Origin of the sequence: Pseudomonas sp. NPDC086112, assembly GCF_044746425.1 — a bacterium.
GTDB lineage: Bacteria > Pseudomonadota > Gammaproteobacteria > Pseudomonadales > Pseudomonadaceae > Aquipseudomonas.
In genome coordinates this window covers 35234-56767 of the sequence record NZ_JBIVCD010000020.1, presented here as the reverse complement: position 1 = coordinate 56767, position 21534 = coordinate 35234, and the positions used below count along the sequence as shown (strand labels likewise).

The window sequence follows — 21534 nt, the reverse complement described above, 5'->3', positions numbered from 1 at the left end:
GGTGTGTCAGTCGACAGAGATGTCGGATGTGCCGGCCCCTTCGCGAGCAAGCCCGCTCCCACATTGATTTTGTGTTGGATTCGAAGGACGATCTCAGTCGTCCGCCGCTGGGTCCAGATCCGGGAACATCACCTCGGTAAAGCCGAATTTGCTGAAATCACTGATGCGCGACGGGTATAACCGGCCGATCAGGTGATCGCATTCATGCTGCACCACCCGCGCATGAAATCCCGAGGCAATGCGCACGATCGGCTCGCCCTTGGGATCGAAGCCTTCATAACGAATCTGCTGATAACGATCCACCGCCCCACGCAGGCCCGGCACCGACAGGCAGCCTTCGAAACCCTCTTCAAGGGTCGGGCTCAATGGCGTGATCAGCGGATTGATCAGAATCGTCTGCGGCACCGCTTCGGCGTCCGGGTAGCGTTCGCTGTGTTCGAAACCAAAGATCACCAGTTGCAGGTCGACACCGATCTGCGGCGCGGCCAGGCCGACTCCGCCGACGCTTTCCATGGTCTGGAACATGTCGTCGATCAATTGCCACAACTCAGGGCTGTCGAACATTTCTGTCGGCACCGGTGGGGCAATGCGCAGCAGGCGTTCATCGCCCATTTTCAGAATTTCACGGATCATTTCAGGGCTTCGTCAGTGGTCGGCTTGATTGAGTGGTCCCGTCCCAGTCCCGAAACGTGGTGTTTGGGTTCGTCGGGCACGTTTTCGCCGTGTTTCTTGCTTTCGGATGACATGTGCTCGATCACCGCGTTCATTTCCGCGCCGAGCAACAGCACGGCAGCGGAAATATAGAAGTACAGCAGCAACACGATGATCGCGCCGATACTGCCATACATGGCGTTGTAATTGGCGAAGGTTTTGACATAGAGACCAAAGCCCAGCGAAGCGATGATCCAGACCACCACGGACAACACCGCACCCGGGGTGATGAAGCGAAACTCTTGTTTGACGTCGGGCATGACGTAGTAAATCAGCGCCACCGCCATCATCAACAGAACCACGATCACCGGCCAGCGAACGATGGTCCACAGGGTCACGATAAAATCTTCGAGGCCCACTTGCGAGGCAATCCAACCCATCACCTGCGGCCCGAGCACCATCAGGGCGGCAGCAATCAGCAACATGCCGGCGATGCCGATGGTGTAGAAAATCGACAGTGGAAAACGTTTCCAGACCGGACGGCCTTCAACCACGTCATACGCGGCGTTCATCGCGCTCATCATCAGCCGCACACCGGCGGACGCGGTCCACAGGGCGATCACGATACCCACCGAGAGCAAGCCGCCCTTGGATTGCTGGAGCTGGTCGATCACCGGGTTCACCTGCTCCAGCGCCTGGGGTGGCAGAACCAGCTCTGATTGCAGGCGCAGCCAGGAAAAGAAGTCCGGCAAATGCAGAAAACCGATCAGGGCGATCAGAAACAGGATAAAAGGGAACAGCGAGAACAGCATTTGATAGGCCAGCGCCGAGGCATAGGTCGACATCTCGTCGTCGACGAATTCGGTGACCGTACGCATCATCACCCGATGCAGGGGCAAACCTTTCATGGTCGGAAAAAACATTAGCGTCTCCTTTCGCCGCAAAAAGGTTGAAGTCATGGCGACTCAGGGGCCGTTTTCTACAACAAAGTAGCCTACTTGGCGACTTTGAAACAATCACAGGGTATATCTCGCCTATCCAACACAAAAACGGCCATCTTCGGATGGCCGTTTCTGTTACTCGTCAAATGCCGGATTACGCCTTATCGATGCCTTTTTTGAGAGCATCCTTGGCTTTGCCGATCGCTTGCTGGGTTTCGCCTTTCCTCTCCTGCGCCACGCCTTCGGAGCGCAGTTTTTCGTTGCCGGTGGCCTTGCCGACGCCTTGCTTGACGTTGCCGGCCGCTTCGTTTGCCATGCCTTTAACTTTATCGCCAGTGCTGCCCATGGTATTTCTCCTGCGAACATTTCAATGGGGAAAGTAGTTACACAAGGATTGACCGGGGGCCTTTGCCCGGAGTTTCATTTATTTATTAACCGGACATTTCGCAGGTTGGGCTTTATGTTTGCAGCCTTTGCCCCGAGAATGCGCAACGTATTCAGGCCATGGCGCTGAAGATCCAATCCCGTAGGAACGTTATGAAACTCGATAAAAAGCAGGCCATTGCCCGCAGAAACCAGGAACTCGGCGGTGCTGTGCTTGGCGTCAACAACTGCCATTTCACCGAATTGAACCGCAACCGCAATATCTTCTGGTTCGATATTCCGGTCGCGCGCCTGGCCGTTGGTCAGTACGAATGGATTCACTTGCTGATGCACACCCCGGATACCGACGAACTGCTGCACCTTAAAGTGCCGACGGTGTTCCTGCGCGAGAAACTCGAAGGCCTGGTGGTGCGCAACCAAGGCAAGCGCAAGGCAGCCCTGAGCCTGGAACTGAGCGCCGACAAGGACTCCTACCTGCAGGACATGCGCCCGGCCGGTACCAACGTTGATTTCGCGCAGTTCCGCCAGTAACAGCAAAAGCTAAAAGCTTCGCGAGCAAGCCCGCTCCCACATTTAACCGAGTTCCTTCAGAAGGAATGCGATCAAATGTGGGAGCGGGCTTGCTCGCGAAGGCGGCCTGACAGGCGCTGAAAATGTCCCGGCCAGAACAAGAAGCCCCGCATCTGCGGGGCTTTTGTCTGACTAGGCGCTGACTTTCTTCACGCCCAGCTTCTTCAGCTCTTCGTCGCGCAGCTCGCGGCGCAGGATCTTGCCGACGTTGGTGGTCGGCAGCGCATCACGGAATTCCACGGCTTTCGGCACTTTGTAGCCGGTGACGTTGGCGCGCATGTGCTCCATCACCTGGTCCTTGGTCAGGGTCACACCCGGTTTGGCGACGATAAAGATCTTGATCGCCTCGCCCGACTTCTCGTCCGGCACACCAATGGCCGCGCATTGCAGCACGCCCGGCAGAGTCGCCAGCACGTCTTCAAGCTCATTGGGATACACGTTGAAACCAGACACCAGGATCATGTCTTTCTTGCGATCGACAATGCGCATGTAACCATCGGGCTGGATCAGCGCGATGTCACCGGTCTTCAACCAGCCTTCGCTGTCGAGTATTTCATCGGTGGCGTCCTGACGCTGCCAGTAGCCCTTCATGACTTGCGGACCTTTCACACACAGTTCACCGATGGCGCCCAACGGCTGTTCAACACCGGCATCGTCGATGACTTTGCACAGCGTCGATGGCACCGGAATACCGATGGTGCCGATCTGGATGTTCTGGCTCGGGTTCACCGTGGCCACCGGGCTGGTTTCGGTCATGCCATAACCTTCGCAGATCGGGCAACCGGTAACCTCTTTCCAGCGTTCGGCCGCGGCCAGTTGCAAGGCCATGCCGCCGGACAGGGTGATTTTCAGGCTGGAGAAATCCAGCTTGCGGAACGCTTCGTTGTTGCACAGCGCGACGAACAGCGTGTTCAGGCCGACGAAGCCGCTGAACTTCCACTTCGACAGTTCCTTGACCATCGCCGTCAGGTCGCGCGGGTTGCTGATCAGGATGTTGTGGTTGCCGATCAGGACGCAGCGCGTGCCGATCAGCATCATCGCCATGCAATGAAAGGTGAACGCATAGATGTGGTACAGCGGCAGCGGGGTGATCAGGATCTCGCAACCTTCATTGAGGTTGGAACCCATCAGCGCTTTGCACTGCAGCATGTTCGCCACCAGATTGCGATGGGTCAGCATCGCACCCTTGGCCACGCCGGTAGTGCCACCGGTGTATTGCAGCACGGCAACGTCGCTGCTGGCCGGGTTGGCTTCCGCCACTGGCTGGCCATGGCCCTTGCGCAGCACGTCATTGAATTTGATGGCCTTGGGCAAGTGATACGCCGGAACCATCTTCTTCACGTACTTGATGACGCTGTTGACCAGCAGACGCTTGAGCGGCGGCAGCAGGTCGGCCACTTCAGTGACGATCACATGCTTGACGCCGGTTTTCGGCACGACGGTCTGGGCCAGATGCGCCATGTTGGCCAGGCAGACCAGGGCTTTGGCACCGGAATCGTTGAATTGGTGTTCCATTTCCCGCGCGGTGTACAACGGGTTGGTATTAACCACGATCAGCCCGGCACGGATGGCACCGAAAACGGCGACCGGGTACTGGAGCACGTTGGGGAGTTGCACGGCGATTCGATCGCCTGGTTGCAAATCGGTATGCTGTTGCAGGTAAGCGGCAAAGGCACCGGACAATTCGTACAGCTCACCGTAGGTGATTGTCTTGCCCAGATTGCTGAATGCCGGTTTGTCAGCGAAGCGTTGGCAGGATTGCTTCAACACTGCCTGAATATTCGGATACTCGTCTGGATTGATCTCGGCAGCAATTCCAGCTGGGTACTTATCCTTCCAAAAGTCTTCGATCATGGAAGCCCACTCCTCAGCAACGCGAATTCAAATACCGCATTTGATGCGATTATTATTGGTGTTTGATTATTGGTGAGTCTGGCTTTTAACAAGGCCGAGAAGTCACAAAGCGCGCCGAGAGTAGCAGCTTTGCCAAGGGCCGACTAGAGCCAAAAACGGCCTCCATAGTCACATTTCTGACTCTTGACTAATCAATAGTCACTTTTAGAGCAAAAATTCTATAGCACCTTGAAAGCCTTTGAAATAGGGGCTTCAGCCCCTTAAAAGCTTCGCGGGCAAGCCTCGCTCCTACAGGGTTCGTGTCGTTCAGACCATTGAACCTGTAGGAGCGAGGCTTGCCCGCGAACGCGCGAAGCGCTCCATTCAACGATCAGGCGATCTCTCGCAACTCCCGCCGCAGAATCTTGCCCACCGGCGTCATCGGCAACGACTCTCGCAAGACGATGTGCTTGGGGACTTTGTACGCCGTGAAGTTTTCCTTGCAGTAGGCCTTCAGCTCTTCAAGGCTGACACCTGATTCACGGGCCACCACAAACAACTTCACCGCCTCCCCCGAACGCTCGTCCGGCACGCCGATCACCGCACAGTTGGCGACTTTCGGGTGAGCCATCACCACGTCTTCGATCTCGTTCGGGTACACGTTGAAGCCCGAGACGATGATCATGTCTTTCTTGCGATCGACGATGCGCACGAAACCGTCCGGGTCGATCACCGCAATGTCGCCGGACTTGAACCAGCCGTCGGCGTCCAGCACTTCGGCGGTGGCTTCGGGTTTCTGCCAGTAACCCTTCATGATCTGCGGGCCCTTGATGCACAGTTCGCCACGCTCGCCCAGCGATTGCTCGACGCCTTCATCGTTGATCACTTTCAGGGTTGTGCCTGGCACCGGCAGGCCGACCGTGCCGATGCGCGACTTGTCGCCATAAGGGTTGGTGCAGGCCACCGGCGAGGTTTCGGTCAGGCCGTAACCTTCGGTGATGCGGCAACCGGTGAGCTGCTCCCAGCGCTCGGCCGTGGCCTTGACCAGCGCGGTGCCGCCGGAGTTGGTGAGCTTGAGGCTGGAGAAATCCAGGGTCTTGAAGTCGGGGTGGTCCATCAGCGCGACGAACAGCGTGTTGAGCCCCAGCAGCGCCGAAAACCGCCAGTTCTTCAGTTCCTTGATGAAGTTACCAATGTCCCGTGGATTGGTGATCAGCACGTTGTGGTTGCCGGTCACCATCATGCACATGCAGTTCGCCGTGAAGGCATAGATATGGTACAGCGGCAGCGGCGCAATCATCACTTCCTGCCCTTCGCGCAGCAGCGGCTGACCGTCGGCGCCGAATTGCCCCAGACACGCCCGCGCCTGCTGCATGTTCGCCACCAGGTTGCCGTGGCTCAGCATGGCGCCCTTGGCCAGCCCGGTGGTGCCGCCGGTGTATTGCAGCACGGCGATGTCGTCGAGGCCGACCTTCAGCGGTTTGATGCCCAAGCCCCGGCCCAGACGCAGCGCGCTCTTGAAGGAAATGGCCTGCGGCAAGGAATAGTTCGGGACCATTTTCTTGACTTTGCTCACCAGGGTATTGACCAGCCAACCCTTGGCGGTGGGCATCAAGTCGCCCATCTTCGCTTCGATCAGGTACTGAATGTCGGTGTCGGGCAGCACTTCCTGGACCTTCTGTCCGAACACGTTCAGGTAAACCAGCGCCCGGGCACCGGAGTCCTTGAACTGATGACGCATCTCCCGCGCGGTGTACAACGGGTTGGTATTGACCACGATCAGCCCGGCGCGCAAGGCGCCGAACACGGCAATCGGGTAATGCAGGATGTTGGGCATCTGCACCGCGATGCGATCCCCCGGCACCAGGTCGGTGTGGGCTTGCAGGTACCCGGCAAACGCGGCGCTGTAGCGTTCCAGTTCAGCGTAGGTCAGGGTCACGCCCATGTTGCTGAACGCCGGGCGGTCGGCAAATTTCTTGCAGGAACGCTCGAACACCTCGATCACCGACTTATAGGCTCCAAGATCAATATCCAGGGGCACGCCGGCCGGGCGCTTGTCATTCCAGAAATCAGGTTGCATTGTTCTTGTCCTCTTTACCTGAGCCTATCCGGGGCCGCTTTGCGTCCTTTCTCAAAAACAGAAAGCGAAAAAGCGGTGCTTCCCGGACACTAGCAGCTATAACGAATCAGGCAAATATGCGCACGGTCGTCATTGATCGCGTGAATCTTGCTGCCCAGCCGAGGCCTGATCAGACGGTAGGCGACAGGATGCGCTATACAATGCATCGAGGCTGTTTTCCACCCGACAGCCTCATGCAGCCCAACGCAAAGGAATCGCCATGATCCACGACACTTTCTGGCTGACCGCGAGTGACCGCAGCCGCCTCTTCGTCAACCAGTGGCTGCCGGCCGCGCCGCTCAAGGCGGTGATCCTGCTGGCCCACGGCATGGCGGAACACAGCGGCCGTTACGCCCGTCTGGCGCAAGCATGCTGTGATCAGGATTACGGCGTTTATGCGCCCGACCTGCGTGGACATGGCAAAACTGCCGAAAACGGCACCTTGGGCCATTTCGCCGATGATGATGGCTGGTGCAAAGTGGTCGGCGACCTGGCCAGCCTTAACCAACATATCGGCCAACAGCATCCCGGCGTGCCGATCGTGTTGCTCGGCCACAGCATGGGCAGCTACATCGCCCAGGCCTATTTGCTGCACCACAGCGCCAGCCTGCACGGGGCGATTCTCAGCGGCTCGAACTTCCAGCCCGTAACGCTCTATCGCGCAGCGCGACAGATTGCTCGCCTCGAACGCCTGCGCCAAGGGCCCAAGGGGCTCAGTGCGCTGATCGAATGGCTGTCGTTCGGCTCATTCAACAAGAAATTCAAACCGGCGCGCACGCCGTTCGACTGGCTGAGCCGCGACCCGACTGAAGTCGACAAATACGCCAATGACCCACTCTGCGGCTTTCGCTGCACCAATCAACTGTGGATCGATTTGCTCGGCGGCTTGCAGCAAATCAGCAAAGCGTCCAATCTCGCCCAGATCGATCCGGGCCTGCCGCTGCTGGTGATCGGCGGCGAATGTGATCCGGTGAGCGAAGGCAAACGTCTGAAAGATCTGGCCCACGCCCTGCGCGACGCTGGCTGCCAGAACCTGCAGCTGACTATTTACCCGCAGGCCCGGCATGAACTGTTCAATGAAATCAATCGCGATGAAGTGACTGCCGATGTGCTGAACTGGATCGCCCAGGACTTGAGCGCTCGCCGGCCACCCAGAACCGAATAGTTTTTTTGTGGATTTTTTTTTAATTCGTCACAGGAATCGAGACAGATGACCCAGGTTACCAACACGCCTTACGAAGCCCTTGAAGTCGGCCAGACCGCCAGCTACAGCAAGACCGTCGAAGAGCGCGACATTCAGTTGTTCGCCGCGATGTCCGGCGACCACAACCCGGTGCACCTGGACGCCGAGTTCGCCGCCGCCAGCATGTTCAAGGAGCGTATCGCCCACGGCATGTTCAGCGGCGCGTTGATCAGCGCGGCGGTGGCTTGCGAATTGCCTGGGCCGGGGACTATTTATATCGGTCAGCAGATGAGCTTTCAGAAGCCGGTGAAAATTGGCGACACGCTGACTGTGCGCCTGGAAATTCTCGAGAAACTGCCGAAGTTTCGTGTACGTATCGCCACTCGGGTGTTCAACCAGCGCGATGAGTTGGTCGTGGATGGCGAGGCAGAGATTCTGGCGCCGCGCAAGCAACAGACCGTGACGTTGCCGACGTTGCCGGCGATCAGCATCGGCTGACCTCACCGCTCATCTGCGGCCCGGATGGGCTTTCTGCGGGGGCTTCTTGTGGCGAGGGAGCTTGCTCCCGTTCAGCTGCGAAGCAGTCGTAAAATAGCTGCCACTGCGCCTGATCAGGTGCGTCGAGGCGTCCGATTTGGGGGCGCTTCGCCCCCCAGCGGGAGCAAGCTCCCTCGCCACAGTGGACCGCAGCGCTGCGATTATTGATGCCCCTCCTGCACCTGCACACTCGCCGTCATCCCCGCGCTCAAACTGATCCCTTCAGGCAACGTGTCGAGCTTGATCCGCACCGGAATCCGCTGCGCCAGGCGTACCCAGTTAAACGTCGGTTCCACCTCGGCCAGCAACTGCCCATCGGGCGTGGTATTGCGGTCGGTAATCCCGCGACTGATGCTTTCGACGTGCCCCTGCAACGCCTCCCCGGCGCTCATGAGCCAGACTTTGACCGGATCGCCGACGCGAATTCGCGGCAGTTTGGTTTCTTCGAAATAGGCCTGCACATAAAAGGTCGAATCGTCGATCAACGCCATCACCGGTTGCCCGGCATTCACGTAATTACCCTGGGCCAGACGCAGGTTGGTGACGTGACCGCTGCGCGGCGCATGCACCTCGCTGCGGGTCAGGTTGAGTTGCGCGACCTTGGCTTCAGCCTGAGCCTCGCGCAGTTCGCCCCGGGCGATGCCGGCATTGATTTGCGCGTTCTCGCGCAGTTCGGCGCTGATCGCCTGCGGCCCGAGACTGGCACGGCGGCTGGCTTCGTGTTCACGCAAACCGAGTTGCTGCTGACGGGTCTGCACCACCGCTTGCGCCTTCTCCAGCGCGGCTTCGAAACGATCACGGTCGATACTCAGCAACACATCGCCAGCCTTGACCTGTTGGTTATCGAAAGCCTTGAGCTCTCGCACCCAGCCAGACACGTCGGGGGCGATGACTACGACGTCGGCGCGGATCCGCGCGTCGCGAGTCCAGGGCGTCAACATGTAGTACTGCCACAGATGGAAGCCGGCAAAAATCGCCAGCGCCGTCAGGCTCAGGGTTATCGCGACACGTACGGATGTACGCATATTCAACTCCTTTATAAAGGCCCGAGTACGACGGTGATCAGAGTCAATACACAGACGTACAAGGCGCAATCAAACAATGCTTCGTGCCAGATCCAGCGGCCGACCGGGGTCAGGCGCAAGACCATGCGCAACGCTCCGGTCACCAGCAACGCCAGCAACACATCAATCAGAAACGGACTGAGCAGCACACCGCCCACCGACCACTCACGCAAGCCCATGGCTTTGCTCCTGTTGGTGACACCAGGCACGCCAGCTGCTTTGCAATTGCAGCACAGCGCCCTGGGCGAGTTTCACCGCGTCGCTGGGCGGCAACGCGTACAAGGTTTTCAATAACGCTTCGCTGGGTTGCGCCAGCGCCTCGGCGCGACTGCCGGCCGGGCCTTGCCCGAGGACTTTTTCCAGTTGCTCGAGATAACGCCGCTGGGGCGCACTGACCGGCACCTGTGCGGCCGCCAGGCTCAAGCGCAAATGCAGCAACTCATCGCCGATGTCCAGGCCGAGCAAGCCGTCATCCCAGCGGCTGCGCGCCGGCTCCGGCAACTCGGGATAATGCCGCGCCAGTTGCAGCAAACGGTCGGCCATGCGCCCGCCGAACCAGCTTTCGGCGCCGCGCAGATTGCGTCGGGTGAGGCGCACCAGATCGGCGAGGGTCGCCGCCAGCAAGCGTCGGCCATGCCATGTCGGGTTACGCATGATCAGCAAGCGAAACGCCAATACGGCAGCGCCGACACCGATCAGCATGGCCTGAGCGCTATTGAAGAAATTCGCGACATCGAACTTCATCGTGTTCAGCGGCGAAACCAGCACAATAAAGTGCAGACAGAAGGACGTGGCCGTGGCGCCGATCTGCGGTTTGGCCATGCCCAGCGCGCCGAGAAACAGCGGCACGCCCATGCCCATGCACAGCAGCGCAAACCCGCTCCATTGCGGCAGCAGAATCTGCCCGACGATAAACGCCGATGGAATCGCCAGCAGGATGCCGCGCAGAAAGCTCATGCCGATTTGCGCCCCATTCTCGCGGCTGGCAAACAGACTGCACACCACACACGTCAGCACCAGAGCGCCCGACGCCGCAGGCCATGCCGTCGCCAGCCAGAAACCCGACACCACCAGAAACGCCAGCGCACTGCGCGCGCCAAAGACCAGCGCCAATGACAGGTCGCGATGCGGCGTAAGGGTTCTCGGCGGGTCGGCCGTTTCACGCCCCTCCTGCACCGCTTTCAATGCGGTACAGGCCGCCATGGCGGTATCGAGCAACAAAGTGAAACGGGCCAGACAGTAACTTTGCGCAGCACTGATGTGTGCATCGTGAGAGGCGTCGAGCAATCTCGGGCGCAAGGCTTGCAACTGGGCGGTATCACAAGCGCCAATCGCTTCTTGAACCTCGGTCATCCATGGCATCAGTTGCTCGGCTTCGAGCAGTTCCAATTGATTCCATTGACGGCGCACCGAACGGGCGATGCGCAACAGCATCAACAGCTTCTGACTCAAACCGCTGATGGCCCGCGCTCGTTGCCGACCGAGGCTACCTTCAAACCAGGCATGTTCGCGCTGGGCATCGACCGCGACGATTTTCCCGAGTATTTCCAGCAAGCCTTTACGCGCCTGAGCGTCGCCGGCCAACGTCGCACGCGCGGCATTCATGCCGCTTTGCCAGGCTGCCCGGGCCTGGTCCGCCAGTTGCCGTTCGACCCGCAATGGCCAGAGCAACGCACTGGCAGCGGTGGCGCAGAGAATGCCCAGGCAGATTTCCGTGCAGCGCGCCACGGCTTGATCGAACACCGTCAGCGGATGGGTAATGGCCGGCAATGCGATGATCGCCACCGTGTAACCGGCCAACACGAAGGAATAGGACCAGGCGCTGCGCAGCAAGGTCGAACTCGCCGTACACAGCCCGAGCCACAACGCCAACGCCAGCAAAAACAGCCAGGGCGTCTGAGCGAACAGGCCCATGAACACCACCGACATGATCGTCCCGACCAGCGTACCCAACAGCCGTGCCAACCCCTTGTGCACCACCATCCCGGACAACGGTTGGGCGACGATAAATGCCGTCATCAACGCCCACGACGGTTGCTCCAGCCCCCAGCGCAACGCCAGCCACAGTGCCAGGCCGCCGCCGATCAAAGTCTTGATCGCGAACTGCAAGGCGCGGCGGTCAGGCGCGAACAAAGCCTGCAAAGTGATAGGCACGGAGGACACTCTTGAAAGGACGGTTTAACGATAGCCCGGTTAGGCGAGATGATTTGAATGACAAATTATTAGCTAGCTATCTATATCCCGTCCAGTATTAAATCCCGAACATAAAAAAACGCCAGACTGGCTGGCGTTTTTGACAGATAACGAACGCTTATGAGCGTGCGCGAGCCTGGTTACGCAGGGCTTTCACCTGATCGTGGTTGCGTTGCACGCCGTGATACTGGCGTTCAACGATGTCACGAATGCTCACCAGGTTGTCTTTGTTGATTTTTTCCAGTGCTTCCTTGTAAGCCTTCAGCGCGTGGTCTTCACCGCGTTCGGCTTCGTTCAGCACCGCCTCTTCATCCTTGCCGGTAAACATCGCCTTCACGTCGACCCAGCGACGGTGAAGGTCGCCGCTGACACTGGTGGAGGTTTCCGGATCACCGCCCAGGGAACGCACGGCAGCCTGCAGCTCGGCAGCGGCAGCAGCGCAGTCGGCGGAGCGCTGTATGAACAGGTTTTTAAGTTCTGGATGCTTGATGTCTTCAGCGCAAGTCTTGAACCCTTCCTGACCGTCTTTACTGGTTTCAATCAGGTCGTTGAGTACAGAGATCGCTTCTTTATTAATGTCGGTCATTTTTCAATTCCTTGCGGTTGATGAAAGATGCAATAAGTAGTTGCAGCCTGCATGCCAGCTTTGAATTGATAACTTTTTACTTATATTTCAATTTGTTAGGTTTTAACGAGGAATCTGTATCCGCTTTTTTTGCATGATCTGTCATTTGGCCTGCATGCAGAATGCCTGTATTTTCCAGACTGCCTTGAATCAAGATGACTGATGATGAATCCCGAAAAGCTCGAACTGCTGATTACCCGCGAAATGCCCTTCGGCAAATACAAGGGCCGCATCATCGCTGACCTGCCCGGTCAGTACCTGAACTGGTTCGCTCGCGAAGGTTTCCCCCACGGTGAACTGGGCGGTTTGCTGGCTTTGATGCAGGAAATCGACCACAACGGCTTGTCGGAACTGCTCGAACCCTTGCGCGCCAAACACGGCAAACCCGCGCCTCGCCACTGACCCGCCCTACCTCACCGAGTTGCTCATGCCCGAGAACACCCGCCGTACCCGCGATGAAGCCTTTTGGCAGACCTTTGCCGACCGTTACGCGGTCGAACCCGGCCCCTTGAACCTGGAAAACGGTTATTTCGGGCGCATGTCGCGCACCGTGGTCGAGGAGTATCAGCGCAACATCGAACTCATCAACCGCGGCAACTCGGTGCATGTGCGACAGCGCTTCGAACAGGGCGAAAGCGTCAAGATTCGCGAGCAACTGGCCGAGCTGATCGGCGCCTGCGCCGAAGCCGTTGCCTTCACCCGCAACGCTTCGGATGGCCTGCAATCGCTGATCCGCAACTACAATCGCCTGGCACCGGGCGATCAGGTGCTGATAGGCGATCTGGAGTACGACACAGTCAAGGGCGCAATGCGTTGGCTGGCACGTTATCGAGGCGTGGAAGTGATCGAGATCGAACACCGCCACCCCGCCAGTTTCGACAGTTTACTCACCACTTACCGCGAAGCTTTCGTGCGTTATCCGCGACTGAAGCTGATGGCGCTGACCCACGTCACCCATCGCACCGGACTGGTCATGCCGGTGCAGGCGATTGCCGCTGCCGCCAGGGAACACGGGATCGATGTGATCCTCGACGGCGCCCATGCCCTCGGACAGATCGAGTTCGATCTCGAGAAACTGGGCATCGCTTTTGCTGGCTACAACTTGCACAAATGGATCGGTGCGCCGCTGACTCTGGGCTTTATCTACATCGCCCCCGAGCGCCTGGCCGATATTGACCCGGACATGGGCGAGATGCATTTCCCGGTCACCGACATTCGCGCCCGCACGCCCTACAGCACGCCCAATATTCCGGCCCTGCTGACCCTGCCGTTGGTGTTCGAAGAACATCACGCCATGGGCGGTTCCGTCGCCAAGGGCATGCGGCTCAATTACCTGCGCAACCGATGGGTCGATGCCGTTCGGGGGTTACCGGGGATCGAAATCATGACCCCCGATGACCCGCGCCTGTATTGCGCCATCACCTCGATGCGCTTTACCCGGCATGCCGATCAGCAGGCGATGGTCGAGCGCCTGCTCAACGACTACAACCTGTTTACCGTGACGCGCAGCGGTGCGGCGTGTGGCCCGTGCATCCGCATTACGCCGGGCCTCACCACCACCGCAGCCGACATGGATCGGTTGGCACGGGCGCTGACTGAATTGCGCTGAGGTCACACGGTGTATTTGTCGAAGTCCTCGGGCTTGATTTGCGATGACACTGCAAACGTGTCGACGCCAATGGTCATGTGCCCGAAAAAGCCGTCGTCATTAGAGTCTCGACCGATGGCATGGACATTCAAGGTCGAGGCTTCGCCGCCTCGGTGTTTGTAGTGAAAATCTTCATCGTTTGTCAGCGCTGATACCGTGCGCCCGCCGTATTCTCTGGCACTAAGCACCGATCTCGACGCTACGTCCGGGAAGTAGAGTTGGCCAACCCAGGCGACATGGCGTTCTTCGAGATAGTTGTTGCCGGCTGTGATGCGTACCGCGACATGTATGTGCAGCGCTCGGCCGGCATAAAACCCCGGATAGATCGTGGTAAACCGGACGATGCCGTTTTTGTCCGTGAATTGCCCACCACGCAGGTAGGTATCATCATCGGTACGCGGGATCGACCCGATATCACCGACGCTGACTTTCTTGTCCGGGTTGATCTTGCTCCACCCCGAATACGCCCCGCGCGCGTTGCAATGCCAGATATCGACCACCGCCCCGGTGACCGGTTGACCGGTCATCGCATCGACGATCGTCAGCCGCAGCACCAAGGGGATGCCGTCCACGCCTTCGCTGATGTTGCGTCTGATCAGTTTCGGGTTTCGAAAATACGGGCCGGCGATCTGTTCGGGTGACAGTTGGCAAGCCGGAGGTGGGGATGTAATTGCAGTATTGTCGTCCATGACGTTCTCTCTTCCATAAGATGAACGCAGGGTAACGCTGGACGAGCGACGAGATGCGGTAACTATGTATCGCTTTTTTTCTTGTAGGAGCGAGGCTTGCCCGCGAAGGCGTCGGCACATTCAATATTGATGTGGCTGGAAGATCGCCTTCGCGGGCAAGCCTCGCTCCTACAGGTTTTTTTGGCAAAAAAAGGGGTTGCAGCTGCCATAAGGGGTTTATTTCAGGCAAAAAAAAAACGGTGCACCGACCAAGCGCACCGTAAAGCCGTAGAACACACAACGAAGTGTTTGGTAAAAATCCGGTAAATCAGTCCAGCAGGGCCAACGCCTCGGCGGTGCACTCCTGGATGCGGGCCCAGTCGCCGTTCTTGATCCACTCGGGGTCAAGCATCCAGCTACCGCCCACGCACATCACGTTTTTCAACGCCATGTAGCTCTTGATGTTGGCCGGGCTGACGCCGCCGGTCGGGCAGAATTTTACTTCGCCGAACGGACCGCCCAGGGCCTTGATGGCCGCGACGCCGCCGCTGACTTCCGCCGGGAACAGCTTGAAGCGGCGATAACCCAGGCTATAGCCTTCCATGATGCCGGAGGCATTGCTGATGCCCGGCAACAGCGGGATCGGGCTGCCGACACTGGCTTCAAGCAAGTCACGGGTGATGCCCGGTGTGACGATGAATTGCGAACCGGCCGCTTCGGCAGCAGCCAGCATGCTGCGATCAAGCACGGTGCCGGCACCGGTCACCAGTTCCGGACGCTGCTCGCGCAGGATCTGGATCGCTTTGAGGCCGAACTGCGAACGCAGGGTCACTTCCAGCGCCGTCAGGCCACCGGCCGCCAGGGCGTCGGCCAACGGCAGTACGTCCTGTTCACGGGCGATGGTGATCACCGGCAGAATCCGCGCCTTGGCGCAAAGGCTGTCGATCAGGGCAACTTTGTCCGCCATGGAAACGGTCGGGGATGTGTTTGTCATAGCGGCTGATCCTTGGTTCATGGGCACCAGTAAATCTCTAACGTAGGTTGCAGAAACGCCCGAATCGGCATGGCGGCGACATCGTCACCGGCCAGGGCGGCATTCAGGGTGGTCAGCTTGGACTGACCGGAAATCGATAGAACGGTGTGCTTCGCCGAAGCCAGCAGCGCGCGACTCATGGTCAGGCGTTGATGGGGCACGGTCGGCGCCAGCATCGGCCAGCAACGACGGGTGCCGTCGACTTTCAAGGCATCGGCCAGGTTCGGGCTGTTGGGGAACAGCGACGCGGTATGACCGTCGTCGCCCATGCCCAGCACCAGCACGTCAATCGCTGGCAATTCGGCGAGCAAGCGATCAGCCTGCTCGGCGGCCTGTTCCAGGTTGGCGGTGGCACTGTAGAGGCTCAGGAACTGAGCCTTGGCCGCCGGGCCTTGCAACAGGTAACGCTTGAGCAGACCGGCATTGCTGTCGGCATGTTCCACCGGCACCCAGCGCTCGTCAGCCAGGCTGACCACCACTTTCGACCAGTCCAGCTTCTGCTTGGCCAGGTGCTGGAAAAACGCCACCGGGCTGCGCCCGCCAGACACCACCAGTGTCGCGGCGCCTTGTGCGGCAATGGCGTCGCTCAGTTGCCTGGCCACCGTCAATGCCAGGCCTTCGGCCAGCAGCACCGGGCTCTTGAACTCATGGGCGCTAACGCCCTTAGGCAGTTTCAATTCAGATATCGCCATACCACGACCTCCCGTCCCGCGTAATCAGTGCAATGGAGCTCATCGGCCCCCACGACCCTGCCGCGTACGGCTTGGGCGCATCGCCGGATTTTTTCCACCCGGCGATCAACTGGTCACACCACTTCCACGCGGCTTCGATTTCATCTTTACGGACAAACAAATTCTGATTGCCGCGCATCACTTCCAGTAACAACCGCTCGTAGGCGTCGGGAATCCGCGCGCTGCGATAGGTGTCGGAAAAATTCAGCTGCAACGGACCGCTGCGCAGCTGCATGCCCTTGTCCAGGCCTTGTTCTTTGGTCATCACGCGCAAGGAAATGCCTTCGTCCGGTTGCAGGCGGATGATCAGTTTGTTGCTGATCTGCAAGCGCTGCTCGGGGGCAAAGATGTAGTGCGACGGTTCCTTGAAGTGGATGACGATCTGCGACAACTTTTGCGGCATGCGCTTGCCGGTCCGCAGGTAAAACGGCACACCGGCCCAGCGCCAGTTACGAATGTCGGCACGCAGGGCGACGAAGGTTTCGGTGTCGCTCTGGGTGTTGGAATTAGGCTCTTCCAGATACCCGGGTACCGATTTGCCTTCGCTGTGGCCGGCGATGTACTGGCCGCGCACCACTTGAGTGGTCAGGCCTTCCGGGCTGATCGGCGCCAGTGCCTTGAGGACTTTGACTTTCTCATCGCGAATGCTGTCGGCGGACAGGTCGGCCGGCGGGTCCATGGCGATCAGGCAGAGCAATTGCAGCAGGTGATTCTGGATCATGTCCCGCAGCTGCCCGGCCTTGTCGAAATAGCCCCAACGGCCTTCGATCCCGACCTTCTCGGCCACGGTGATTTCCACGTGGGAGATGTAATTCTGGTTCCACTGGGTTTCGAACAGACTGTTGGCGAAACGCAGGGCGATCAGGTTTTCTACGGTCTATTTGCCCAGCTACTGGTCGAAGCCGAAGGTGCGGTTCTCCGGGAAGAACTGCGCCACGGCGTCGTTGACCTTGCGCGAGGATTCCAGGTCCGAACCGATGGGTTTTTCCAGCACCACGCGGGTGTTTTCGGTCAGGCCGACCTTCGACAGGTTCTCGCAAATAGCGCCATACACCGCCGCCGGGGTGGCGAAGTAGGCAATCACCCGCTGGGCACTGCCGGCCTGCTCGGCCAGGGCGACGTAATCGTCAGCCTTGAGGAAGTCGACGTGCAGGTAGCTCAAACGGGCCAGGAAGCGCTCGACCACCGCTTCATCCAGCTCTTTGGCGCCCACGTAGCGGCGCAGTTCAGTGGCGATGAATGCCAGATGCTGCTGCTCGCTGCCGGGTTCACGGGCCAGCGCGATAATGCGCGTATCCTCATGAAGCAGGCCGGCGCCATCGAGTTGATAAAGGGCAGGAAACAGCTTGCGCAGGGCCAGATCGCCGAGAGCGCCGAACAAGGCAAAGGTGCAAGGTTCAACCGTAATCGAAGGCATGATGTTTGTTCTTTTATCAAGTTAAGCTACAAATACCTTTTTTCAAGGCATCACTCAAGGGAAAATGTAGTAATAACCACAACATTTTCGCAAAATACAGATTCCGAGTGGTGGTCAGTCGGAGCCATCAGTAGGATAGGCCACCGTTATGGGCTGTATCAAAGGCCCAATTTGCATTAGTCGAACGCTTATTTGCGCTGCTGACCTAAGGAACATGAAATGGATCGCGTGCGAAATTTACTGGAACAGATCCAGAATCGCCTTGAAGACCTGAACAAGGCTGAACGCAAAGTCGCCGAAGTGATTCTGCTCAACCCGGAGCAGGCCACCCGGTTCAGCATTGCCGCCCTCGCCCAGGCCTCGAAGGTCAGCGAGCCGACGGTCAACCGTTTCTGCCGCTCGTTCGGCGTCAGCGGCTACCCGGAACTGAAACTGCAGCTGGCCCAGAGCCTGGCCAGTGGCGCGGCGTATGTCAGCCGGGCGGTTGAAGCCGATGACAATCCGGAAGCGTATACAAAAAAGATTTTCGGCAGCGCCATCGCCTCTTTGGACAGTGCGTTACAGGCGCTTGACCCGAGCCTGATCAGCCGTGCCGTTGACTTGTTGATCCAGGCCCGGCAGATCCACTTCTTCGGCCTCGGCGCCTCGGCCCCGGTGGCGCTGGATGCCCAGCACAAGTTCTTCCGCTTCAACCTGGCGGTGACCGCCCATGCCGACGTGCTGATGCAACGCATGATTGCCTCGGTGGCCCACACCGGTGAGTTGTTCGTGATCATTTCCTACACCGGCCGCACCCGGGAACTGGTGGAAGTGGCGCGCATCGCCCGGGAAAACGGTGCTTCGGTGCTGGGCCTGACGGCCGAGGGTTCGCCGCTGGCCAAGGCCAGCACCTTGAGCCTGAACATCCCGTTGCCGGAAGACACCGACATCTACATGCCGATGACGTCACGGATCATTCAGCTGACCGTGCTCGATGTGCTCGCCACCGGCATGACCCTGCGCCGGGGCGTGGATTTCCAGCCGCATTTGCGCAAGATCAAGGAAAGCCTGAATGCCAGTCGGTATCCGATTGGGGATGAGTTCAATTAGTCCGATCTGAGTTCTTTTTGTCGCCTGACAAGCCGCCTTCGCGAGCAAGCCCGCTCCCACAGTAGATTTTCAGTGGACACAGCATTTGTGTTCAAAACAGATCCACTGTGGGAGCGGGCTTGCTCGCGAAGGCGATACCCGCAACACCATGGATCTTGAGCTAAGCCCCAACCCGCGCCTGCAAACTCAAATGCGCCCGCTCACCCGGTGCCAGGCTCAAGCTGTCGGTCCCGCCGCTGGCCGCTTCCACACACACAAACTCTAAAATCTCGTTCCAGCTCACGCCCAGCAACGGCCGCGAGCCCGGATGCCAGACCACCGTGTCTGCATGGTCACCGGTGTCGATGCACAATTGCCGCTGCCAGGCGTGATCCTTGAGCTGCAATTCGCCGTCATGCTGGAACACTCGCTGACAACCGCCGTCGACCCGCAACTCGCCTTCCTGCTGACAAACCTGGCGGCTCAACTGGTCGTAACCTTGCGCGCCATCGAGCCCAGACAGCGCTACCTCACCCACGTCACCAATACGCCAATAGGCGTGCAACGCCTGGCTCAACTGGCACGGCATGTCGTCCTGATGCTCGGTGCTCAGGTGCAAATCCATGCGTTCGCCCAGATGCGCGTGCAAGTCCACTTGCCAGTCGCACAGCTGTAACTGCCAGTGCAGGTGCACGCCATCGTCATCACTGCTGCTGTCGAGCAGTTTCCAGTCGAGCAAACGCGCCCAGCCATGGGACGGCCAGGCGTTTTCGCTCGGATGACGGCCGTACCACGGCCAGCACACCGGCACACCGCCGCGAATCGCACCGACATGCGGCCACTTCGCCGCGCACCACAGCCACGGTTTCTGCCCCTTTGGCTGGAAGTGCAGTAACTGCGCGCCCTGCCGACTGAACACCGCCTGACACAGCGGATGGTCGATCACCAGCACATCGCGCATCTGATAGCGCTCCCACGCAAACACCGGACGTTCGCGCAAGGATTTGAAGAAGCGTTGTAGCGGATGCTCAAGCATGTGCCGCGGTCCTGAAAATCATGGGTGTACTCACCATCTCTGAAAACAACAGCGCTTTTGTAGCCAGTGAATGTCTCTGTGGCGAGGGAGCTTGCTCCCGCTGGGCTGCGAAGCTGCCCTAAAACCATTCACTGCGGTGCTTCAGGCAAACCGCATTCGCCGCGTTTACGACTGCTTCGCAGCCGAGCGGGAGCAAGCTCCCTCGCCACGATGCTTTCGCCAGCCGCCTGGTGGATCAGCCCCAAAAAAAAGCGGACAGCCATGGCCGTCCGCAAAAATGCGCACATAGAGAGGAGCTTATCGCAACAGCGTTAGAACACCGACTGAATTTTCAGACCAGCCACCAGAGCGTTGTCGACTTCATCCACACCGCCCGGGTGAGTGATGTATTGCAGGTTAGGACGGACGGTCAGCCAGTTGGTAACGTGGAAGCCGTAGTTGATCTCGTAGTTGTACTCGGTGGAACGCAACGGCGAAAACAGCGGGTCTTCGTAGTCGGTGACACCATTGGCGGCGTTGACCAACTCGGCGTTTTTCTTCACGTCATCGTTGACATGGATACGGGCGAAACCGATTCCGACGTCGTCTTTAGGACGCGCATCGAACGGCCCCTTGTACACAAACATCAGCGACTGGTAGTTGTCGACGAAGTTGGTGTCCTTGTCGTGGAAGGTGGCGTTGGCCGCGATGTTCAGACCGCGCGAAGCGTCACCGTTGTGGGTGGTGAGTTGTTGCTGCGCCACAAACCAGTAGCCGTGCTTGCTATCGTGACTGCGATAGGCGTTGCCGCTGGTCGCGGCATCGTCGCCGTTGTCGTCTTTACGCACGTCATCGGCGTTGGCAGTGCTCTTGTAGTAACCGACACGGTATTCGCCCGGCAGGTTGTTGACCTTCGGCGACCAGACCAACTCAACCGGCAAGACCGTGCCCTCGGTACCACTGCCGCTGAGCTTGAAGCCGTTACCGTGCTCAAGTTGCGACGGGTTCTGGTTGTACGCGCCGATCTGCGCATAGAACTCGGGCGTGATGTTGTACTTCACGCGAACCGCTGCCTGCATGACCGGCCAGTTGTACCAGATGTTGGTCGCCCAGTTACCCGCTTGTGAACCGCAGAATGCCAGGTTCTGGAACTCGCAAGGGAAGGTGTTGAAGTCTTCGCCTTCACCGAAGTAACCGGCCTTGACGTCCAGTTTACCGTCGAGAAACTGGTGCTTGATCCACAACTGGGTCAGACGGACCATGTGGCCACGGCCGTAGACTTCCTGGGAGGAACTCAAAGTGCCGGCACGCGGGTCGCCGACACGGTCATTGGAGATGTTCTGACCGTTACGGTTGGTGAGCTGGATCTTCGCCTGGGTGTTATCCCAGCCCCACAGTTTTTCCAGGTCCAGCGCCACGCCCAAGCCAAACTGGTCGGCGTAACGCGCCGTCTTGTCGTCGTTGTAGCCGCCATGCAGGTTGGCGCCCACTTCACCGACGTAGTCGGCCTTGATGTCGATACCTTGTTCGATCAGCCTGGTCCGCTCGCCGCCCCAATCCCCGGTCATCCACTGCGAGTCGGCACTGAACGCGTCAGCCGCGTGTGCGCTACCGGCCATAGTCATCATCGCAAGAGCTGACAATTGGCAGATAAGCTGAGCGTTGTTCTTCTTCTTCATCCCTACATCCTCGTCTTTATTGTTATTAACTGTTTTTATCTAACGCGGTTTACATCGATTGCGACGGATGTCCCCACCCGCCGCAGATCCCCCTGTGGGAGCGGGCTTGCTCGCGAAGGCGGTGTATCAGTCGACATCACTGTTGAATGTCAGACCGCTTTCGCGAGCAAGCCCG

Annotated in this window: 20 protein-coding genes and 1 pseudogene; 6 read left to right on the top strand and 15 right to left on the bottom strand. The window is 58.9% G+C overall.

What is annotated here, in order from left to right; translation table 11 throughout:
- Nucleotides 1-93: 93 nt before the first annotated feature.
- The 3 genes from def to ACIPLA_RS15840 form a co-directional block, all read right to left on the bottom strand.
- Nucleotides 94-633, bottom strand: a complete 540-nt coding sequence (gene def / locus ACIPLA_RS15850; RefSeq protein WP_008069131.1) for a peptide deformylase — start codon at nt 631-633, stop codon at nt 94-96.
- The gene (locus ACIPLA_RS15845; protein WP_218397878.1) at nt 630-1574 is read right to left on the bottom strand and encodes a YihY/virulence factor BrkB family protein; all 945 of its coding nucleotides are present in this window, start codon (nt 1572-1574) and stop codon (nt 630-632) included. Before ACIPLA_RS15845 ends, def begins: the two co-directional genes overlap by 4 nt.
- Before the next feature lie 172 nt (nt 1575-1746).
- A complete protein-coding gene (locus ACIPLA_RS15840) occupies nt 1747-1938 on the bottom strand; it encodes a CsbD family protein (protein ID WP_192343900.1) in 192 nt (63 codons plus the stop codon).
- Between the two features lie 191 nt (nt 1939-2129).
- On the opposite strand from ACIPLA_RS15840, the gene ACIPLA_RS15835 reads away from it, so the two are divergent.
- Nucleotides 2130-2507, top strand: coding sequence for a hypothetical protein (locus ACIPLA_RS15835; RefSeq protein ID WP_192343899.1), 378 nt, complete (start codon nt 2130-2132; stop codon nt 2505-2507).
- 171 nt (nt 2508-2678) lie between these two features.
- On the opposite strand, the gene fadD1 is transcribed toward ACIPLA_RS15835, so the two are convergent.
- Both fadD1 and fadD2 read right to left on the bottom strand, forming a co-directional pair.
- On the bottom strand, nt 2679-4400 hold the full coding sequence (gene fadD1 / locus ACIPLA_RS15830) for a long-chain-fatty-acid--CoA ligase FadD1 (protein ID WP_401174035.1): 1722 nt from the start codon (nt 4398-4400) through the stop codon (nt 2679-2681).
- 370 nt (nt 4401-4770) lie between these two features.
- Nucleotides 4771-6459, bottom strand: coding sequence for a long-chain-fatty-acid--CoA ligase FadD2 (gene fadD2 / locus ACIPLA_RS15825; protein WP_401174032.1), 1689 nt, complete (start codon nt 6457-6459; stop codon nt 4771-4773).
- 259 nt (nt 6460-6718) lie between these two features.
- Here fadD2 and ACIPLA_RS15820 point away from each other — a divergent pair, with 259 nt between their 5' ends.
- Both ACIPLA_RS15820 and ACIPLA_RS15815 read left to right on the top strand, forming a co-directional pair.
- Complete coding sequence (locus tag ACIPLA_RS15820) at nt 6719-7663, top strand: alpha/beta hydrolase (RefSeq protein ID WP_218397884.1); 945 nt, start codon at nt 6719-6721, stop codon at nt 7661-7663.
- Between the two features lie 45 nt (nt 7664-7708).
- Nucleotides 7709-8179, top strand: a complete 471-nt coding sequence (locus ACIPLA_RS15815) for a MaoC family dehydratase (protein WP_071553717.1) — start codon at nt 7709-7711, stop codon at nt 8177-8179.
- A gap of 200 nt (nt 8180-8379) precedes the next feature.
- Here the strand turns inward: ACIPLA_RS15815 and ACIPLA_RS15810 are convergent, their stop codons facing one another.
- The 4 genes from ACIPLA_RS15810 to ACIPLA_RS15795 all read right to left on the bottom strand — a co-directional run bounded on the left by ACIPLA_RS15810 (nt 8380) and on the right by ACIPLA_RS15795 (nt 12061).
- On the bottom strand, nt 8380-9243 hold the full coding sequence (locus ACIPLA_RS15810) for an HlyD family secretion protein (protein ID WP_008069141.1): 864 nt from the start codon (nt 9241-9243) through the stop codon (nt 8380-8382).
- A gap of 11 nt (nt 9244-9254) precedes the next feature.
- Nucleotides 9255-9461, bottom strand: a complete 207-nt coding sequence (locus ACIPLA_RS15805) for a DUF1656 domain-containing protein (protein ID WP_008069143.1) — start codon at nt 9459-9461, stop codon at nt 9255-9257.
- Nucleotides 9448-11436: an FUSC family protein gene (locus ACIPLA_RS15800; protein ID WP_401174027.1), complete on the bottom strand. Its 1989-nt coding sequence runs from the start codon at nt 11434-11436 to the stop codon at nt 9448-9450. The genes ACIPLA_RS15805 and ACIPLA_RS15800 overlap by 14 nt, the downstream gene beginning before the upstream one ends.
- Before the next feature lie 157 nt (nt 11437-11593).
- A complete protein-coding gene (locus ACIPLA_RS15795; protein WP_192343894.1) occupies nt 11594-12061 on the bottom strand; it encodes a PA2169 family four-helix-bundle protein in 468 nt (155 codons plus the stop codon).
- 204 nt (nt 12062-12265) lie between these two features.
- Here ACIPLA_RS15795 and ACIPLA_RS15790 point away from each other — a divergent pair, with 204 nt between their 5' ends.
- Both ACIPLA_RS15790 and ACIPLA_RS15785 read left to right on the top strand, forming a co-directional pair.
- The gene (locus ACIPLA_RS15790; protein ID WP_007949456.1) at nt 12266-12502 is read left to right on the top strand and encodes a DUF3820 family protein; all 237 of its coding nucleotides are present in this window, start codon (nt 12266-12268) and stop codon (nt 12500-12502) included.
- A 25-nt stretch (nt 12503-12527) separates the two neighbouring features.
- Nucleotides 12528-13709: an aminotransferase class V-fold PLP-dependent enzyme gene (locus ACIPLA_RS15785; protein ID WP_401174024.1), complete on the top strand. Its 1182-nt coding sequence runs from the start codon at nt 12528-12530 to the stop codon at nt 13707-13709.
- Between the two features lie 2 nt (nt 13710-13711).
- On the opposite strand, the gene ACIPLA_RS15780 is transcribed toward ACIPLA_RS15785, so the two are convergent.
- The 4 genes and pseudogenes from ACIPLA_RS15780 to zwf form a co-directional block, all read right to left on the bottom strand.
- Nucleotides 13712-14437: an intradiol ring-cleavage dioxygenase gene (locus tag ACIPLA_RS15780; protein ID WP_123495450.1), complete on the bottom strand. Its 726-nt coding sequence runs from the start codon at nt 14435-14437 to the stop codon at nt 13712-13714.
- A 307-nt stretch (nt 14438-14744) separates the two neighbouring features.
- Nucleotides 14745-15410, bottom strand: a complete 666-nt coding sequence (locus ACIPLA_RS15775; RefSeq protein ID WP_008072964.1) for a bifunctional 4-hydroxy-2-oxoglutarate aldolase/2-dehydro-3-deoxy-phosphogluconate aldolase — start codon at nt 15408-15410, stop codon at nt 14745-14747.
- 17 nt (nt 15411-15427) lie between these two features.
- On the bottom strand, nt 15428-16141 hold the full coding sequence (gene pgl, locus ACIPLA_RS15770; protein ID WP_401174019.1) for a 6-phosphogluconolactonase: 714 nt from the start codon (nt 16139-16141) through the stop codon (nt 15428-15430).
- A pseudogene (zwf, locus tag ACIPLA_RS15765) lies at nt 16128-17597 on the bottom strand (glucose-6-phosphate dehydrogenase). Before zwf ends, pgl begins: the two are co-directional and overlap by 14 nt.
- A gap of 228 nt (nt 17598-17825) precedes the next feature.
- Here zwf and ACIPLA_RS15760 point away from each other — a divergent pair.
- The gene (locus ACIPLA_RS15760; RefSeq protein WP_177319492.1) at nt 17826-18686 is read left to right on the top strand and encodes a MurR/RpiR family transcriptional regulator; all 861 of its coding nucleotides are present in this window, start codon (nt 17826-17828) and stop codon (nt 18684-18686) included.
- Nucleotides 18687-18846: 160 nt separating this feature from the next.
- Here ACIPLA_RS15760 and ACIPLA_RS15755 read toward each other — a convergent pair whose 3' ends face one another.
- Together ACIPLA_RS15755 and ACIPLA_RS15750 are read right to left on the bottom strand one after the other, a co-directional pair.
- Nucleotides 18847-19701 carry a D-hexose-6-phosphate mutarotase gene (locus ACIPLA_RS15755; RefSeq protein WP_008009461.1) on the bottom strand — a complete coding sequence of 285 codons (855 nt, stop codon included), beginning with the start codon at nt 19699-19701 and terminating at the stop codon, nt 18847-18849.
- Nucleotides 19702-20012: 311 nt separating this feature from the next.
- A complete protein-coding gene (locus tag ACIPLA_RS15750; RefSeq protein ID WP_218397890.1) occupies nt 20013-21359 on the bottom strand; it encodes a carbohydrate porin in 1347 nt (448 codons plus the stop codon).
- Nucleotides 21360-21534 lie beyond the last annotated feature (175 nt).

Coding starts and splice junctions, on each gene's coding strand:
- def (WP_008069131.1), bottom strand. CDS start 633: ATGATCCGTGAAATTCTGAAAATGGGCGATGAACGCCTGCTGCGCATT.
- ACIPLA_RS15845 (WP_218397878.1), bottom strand. CDS start 1,574: ATGTTTTTTCCGACCATGAAAGGTTTGCCCCTGCATCGGGTGATGATG.
- ACIPLA_RS15840 (WP_192343900.1), bottom strand. CDS start 1,938: ATGGGCAGCACTGGCGATAAAGTTAAAGGCATGGCAAACGAAGCGGCC.
- ACIPLA_RS15835 (WP_192343899.1), top strand. CDS start 2,130: ATGAAACTCGATAAAAAGCAGGCCATTGCCCGCAGAAACCAGGAACTC.
- fadD1 (WP_401174035.1), bottom strand. CDS start 4,400: ATGATCGAAGACTTTTGGAAGGATAAGTACCCAGCTGGAATTGCTGCC.
- fadD2 (WP_401174032.1), bottom strand. CDS start 6,459: ATGCAACCTGATTTCTGGAATGACAAGCGCCCGGCCGGCGTGCCCCTG.
- ACIPLA_RS15820 (WP_218397884.1), top strand. CDS start 6,719: ATGATCCACGACACTTTCTGGCTGACCGCGAGTGACCGCAGCCGCCTC.
- ACIPLA_RS15815 (WP_071553717.1), top strand. CDS start 7,709: ATGACCCAGGTTACCAACACGCCTTACGAAGCCCTTGAAGTCGGCCAG.
- ACIPLA_RS15810 (WP_008069141.1), bottom strand. CDS start 9,243: ATGCGTACATCCGTACGTGTCGCGATAACCCTGAGCCTGACGGCGCTG.
- ACIPLA_RS15805 (WP_008069143.1), bottom strand. CDS start 9,461: ATGGGCTTGCGTGAGTGGTCGGTGGGCGGTGTGCTGCTCAGTCCGTTT.
- ACIPLA_RS15795 (WP_192343894.1), bottom strand. CDS start 12,061: ATGACCGACATTAATAAAGAAGCGATCTCTGTACTCAACGACCTGATT.
- ACIPLA_RS15790 (WP_007949456.1), top strand. CDS start 12,266: ATGAATCCCGAAAAGCTCGAACTGCTGATTACCCGCGAAATGCCCTTC.
- ACIPLA_RS15785 (WP_401174024.1), top strand. CDS start 12,528: ATGCCCGAGAACACCCGCCGTACCCGCGATGAAGCCTTTTGGCAGACC.
- ACIPLA_RS15780 (WP_123495450.1), bottom strand. CDS start 14,437: ATGGACGACAATACTGCAATTACATCCCCACCTCCGGCTTGCCAACTG.
- ACIPLA_RS15775 (WP_008072964.1), bottom strand. CDS start 15,410: ATGACAAACACATCCCCGACCGTTTCCATGGCGGACAAAGTTGCCCTG.
- pgl (WP_401174019.1), bottom strand. CDS start 16,141: ATGGCGATATCTGAATTGAAACTGCCTAAGGGCGTTAGCGCCCATGAG.
- ACIPLA_RS15755 (WP_008009461.1), bottom strand. CDS start 19,701: ATGCTTGAGCATCCGCTACAACGCTTCTTCAAATCCTTGCGCGAACGT.
- ACIPLA_RS15750 (WP_218397890.1), bottom strand. CDS start 21,359: ATGAAGAAGAAGAACAACGCTCAGCTTATCTGCCAATTGTCAGCTCTT.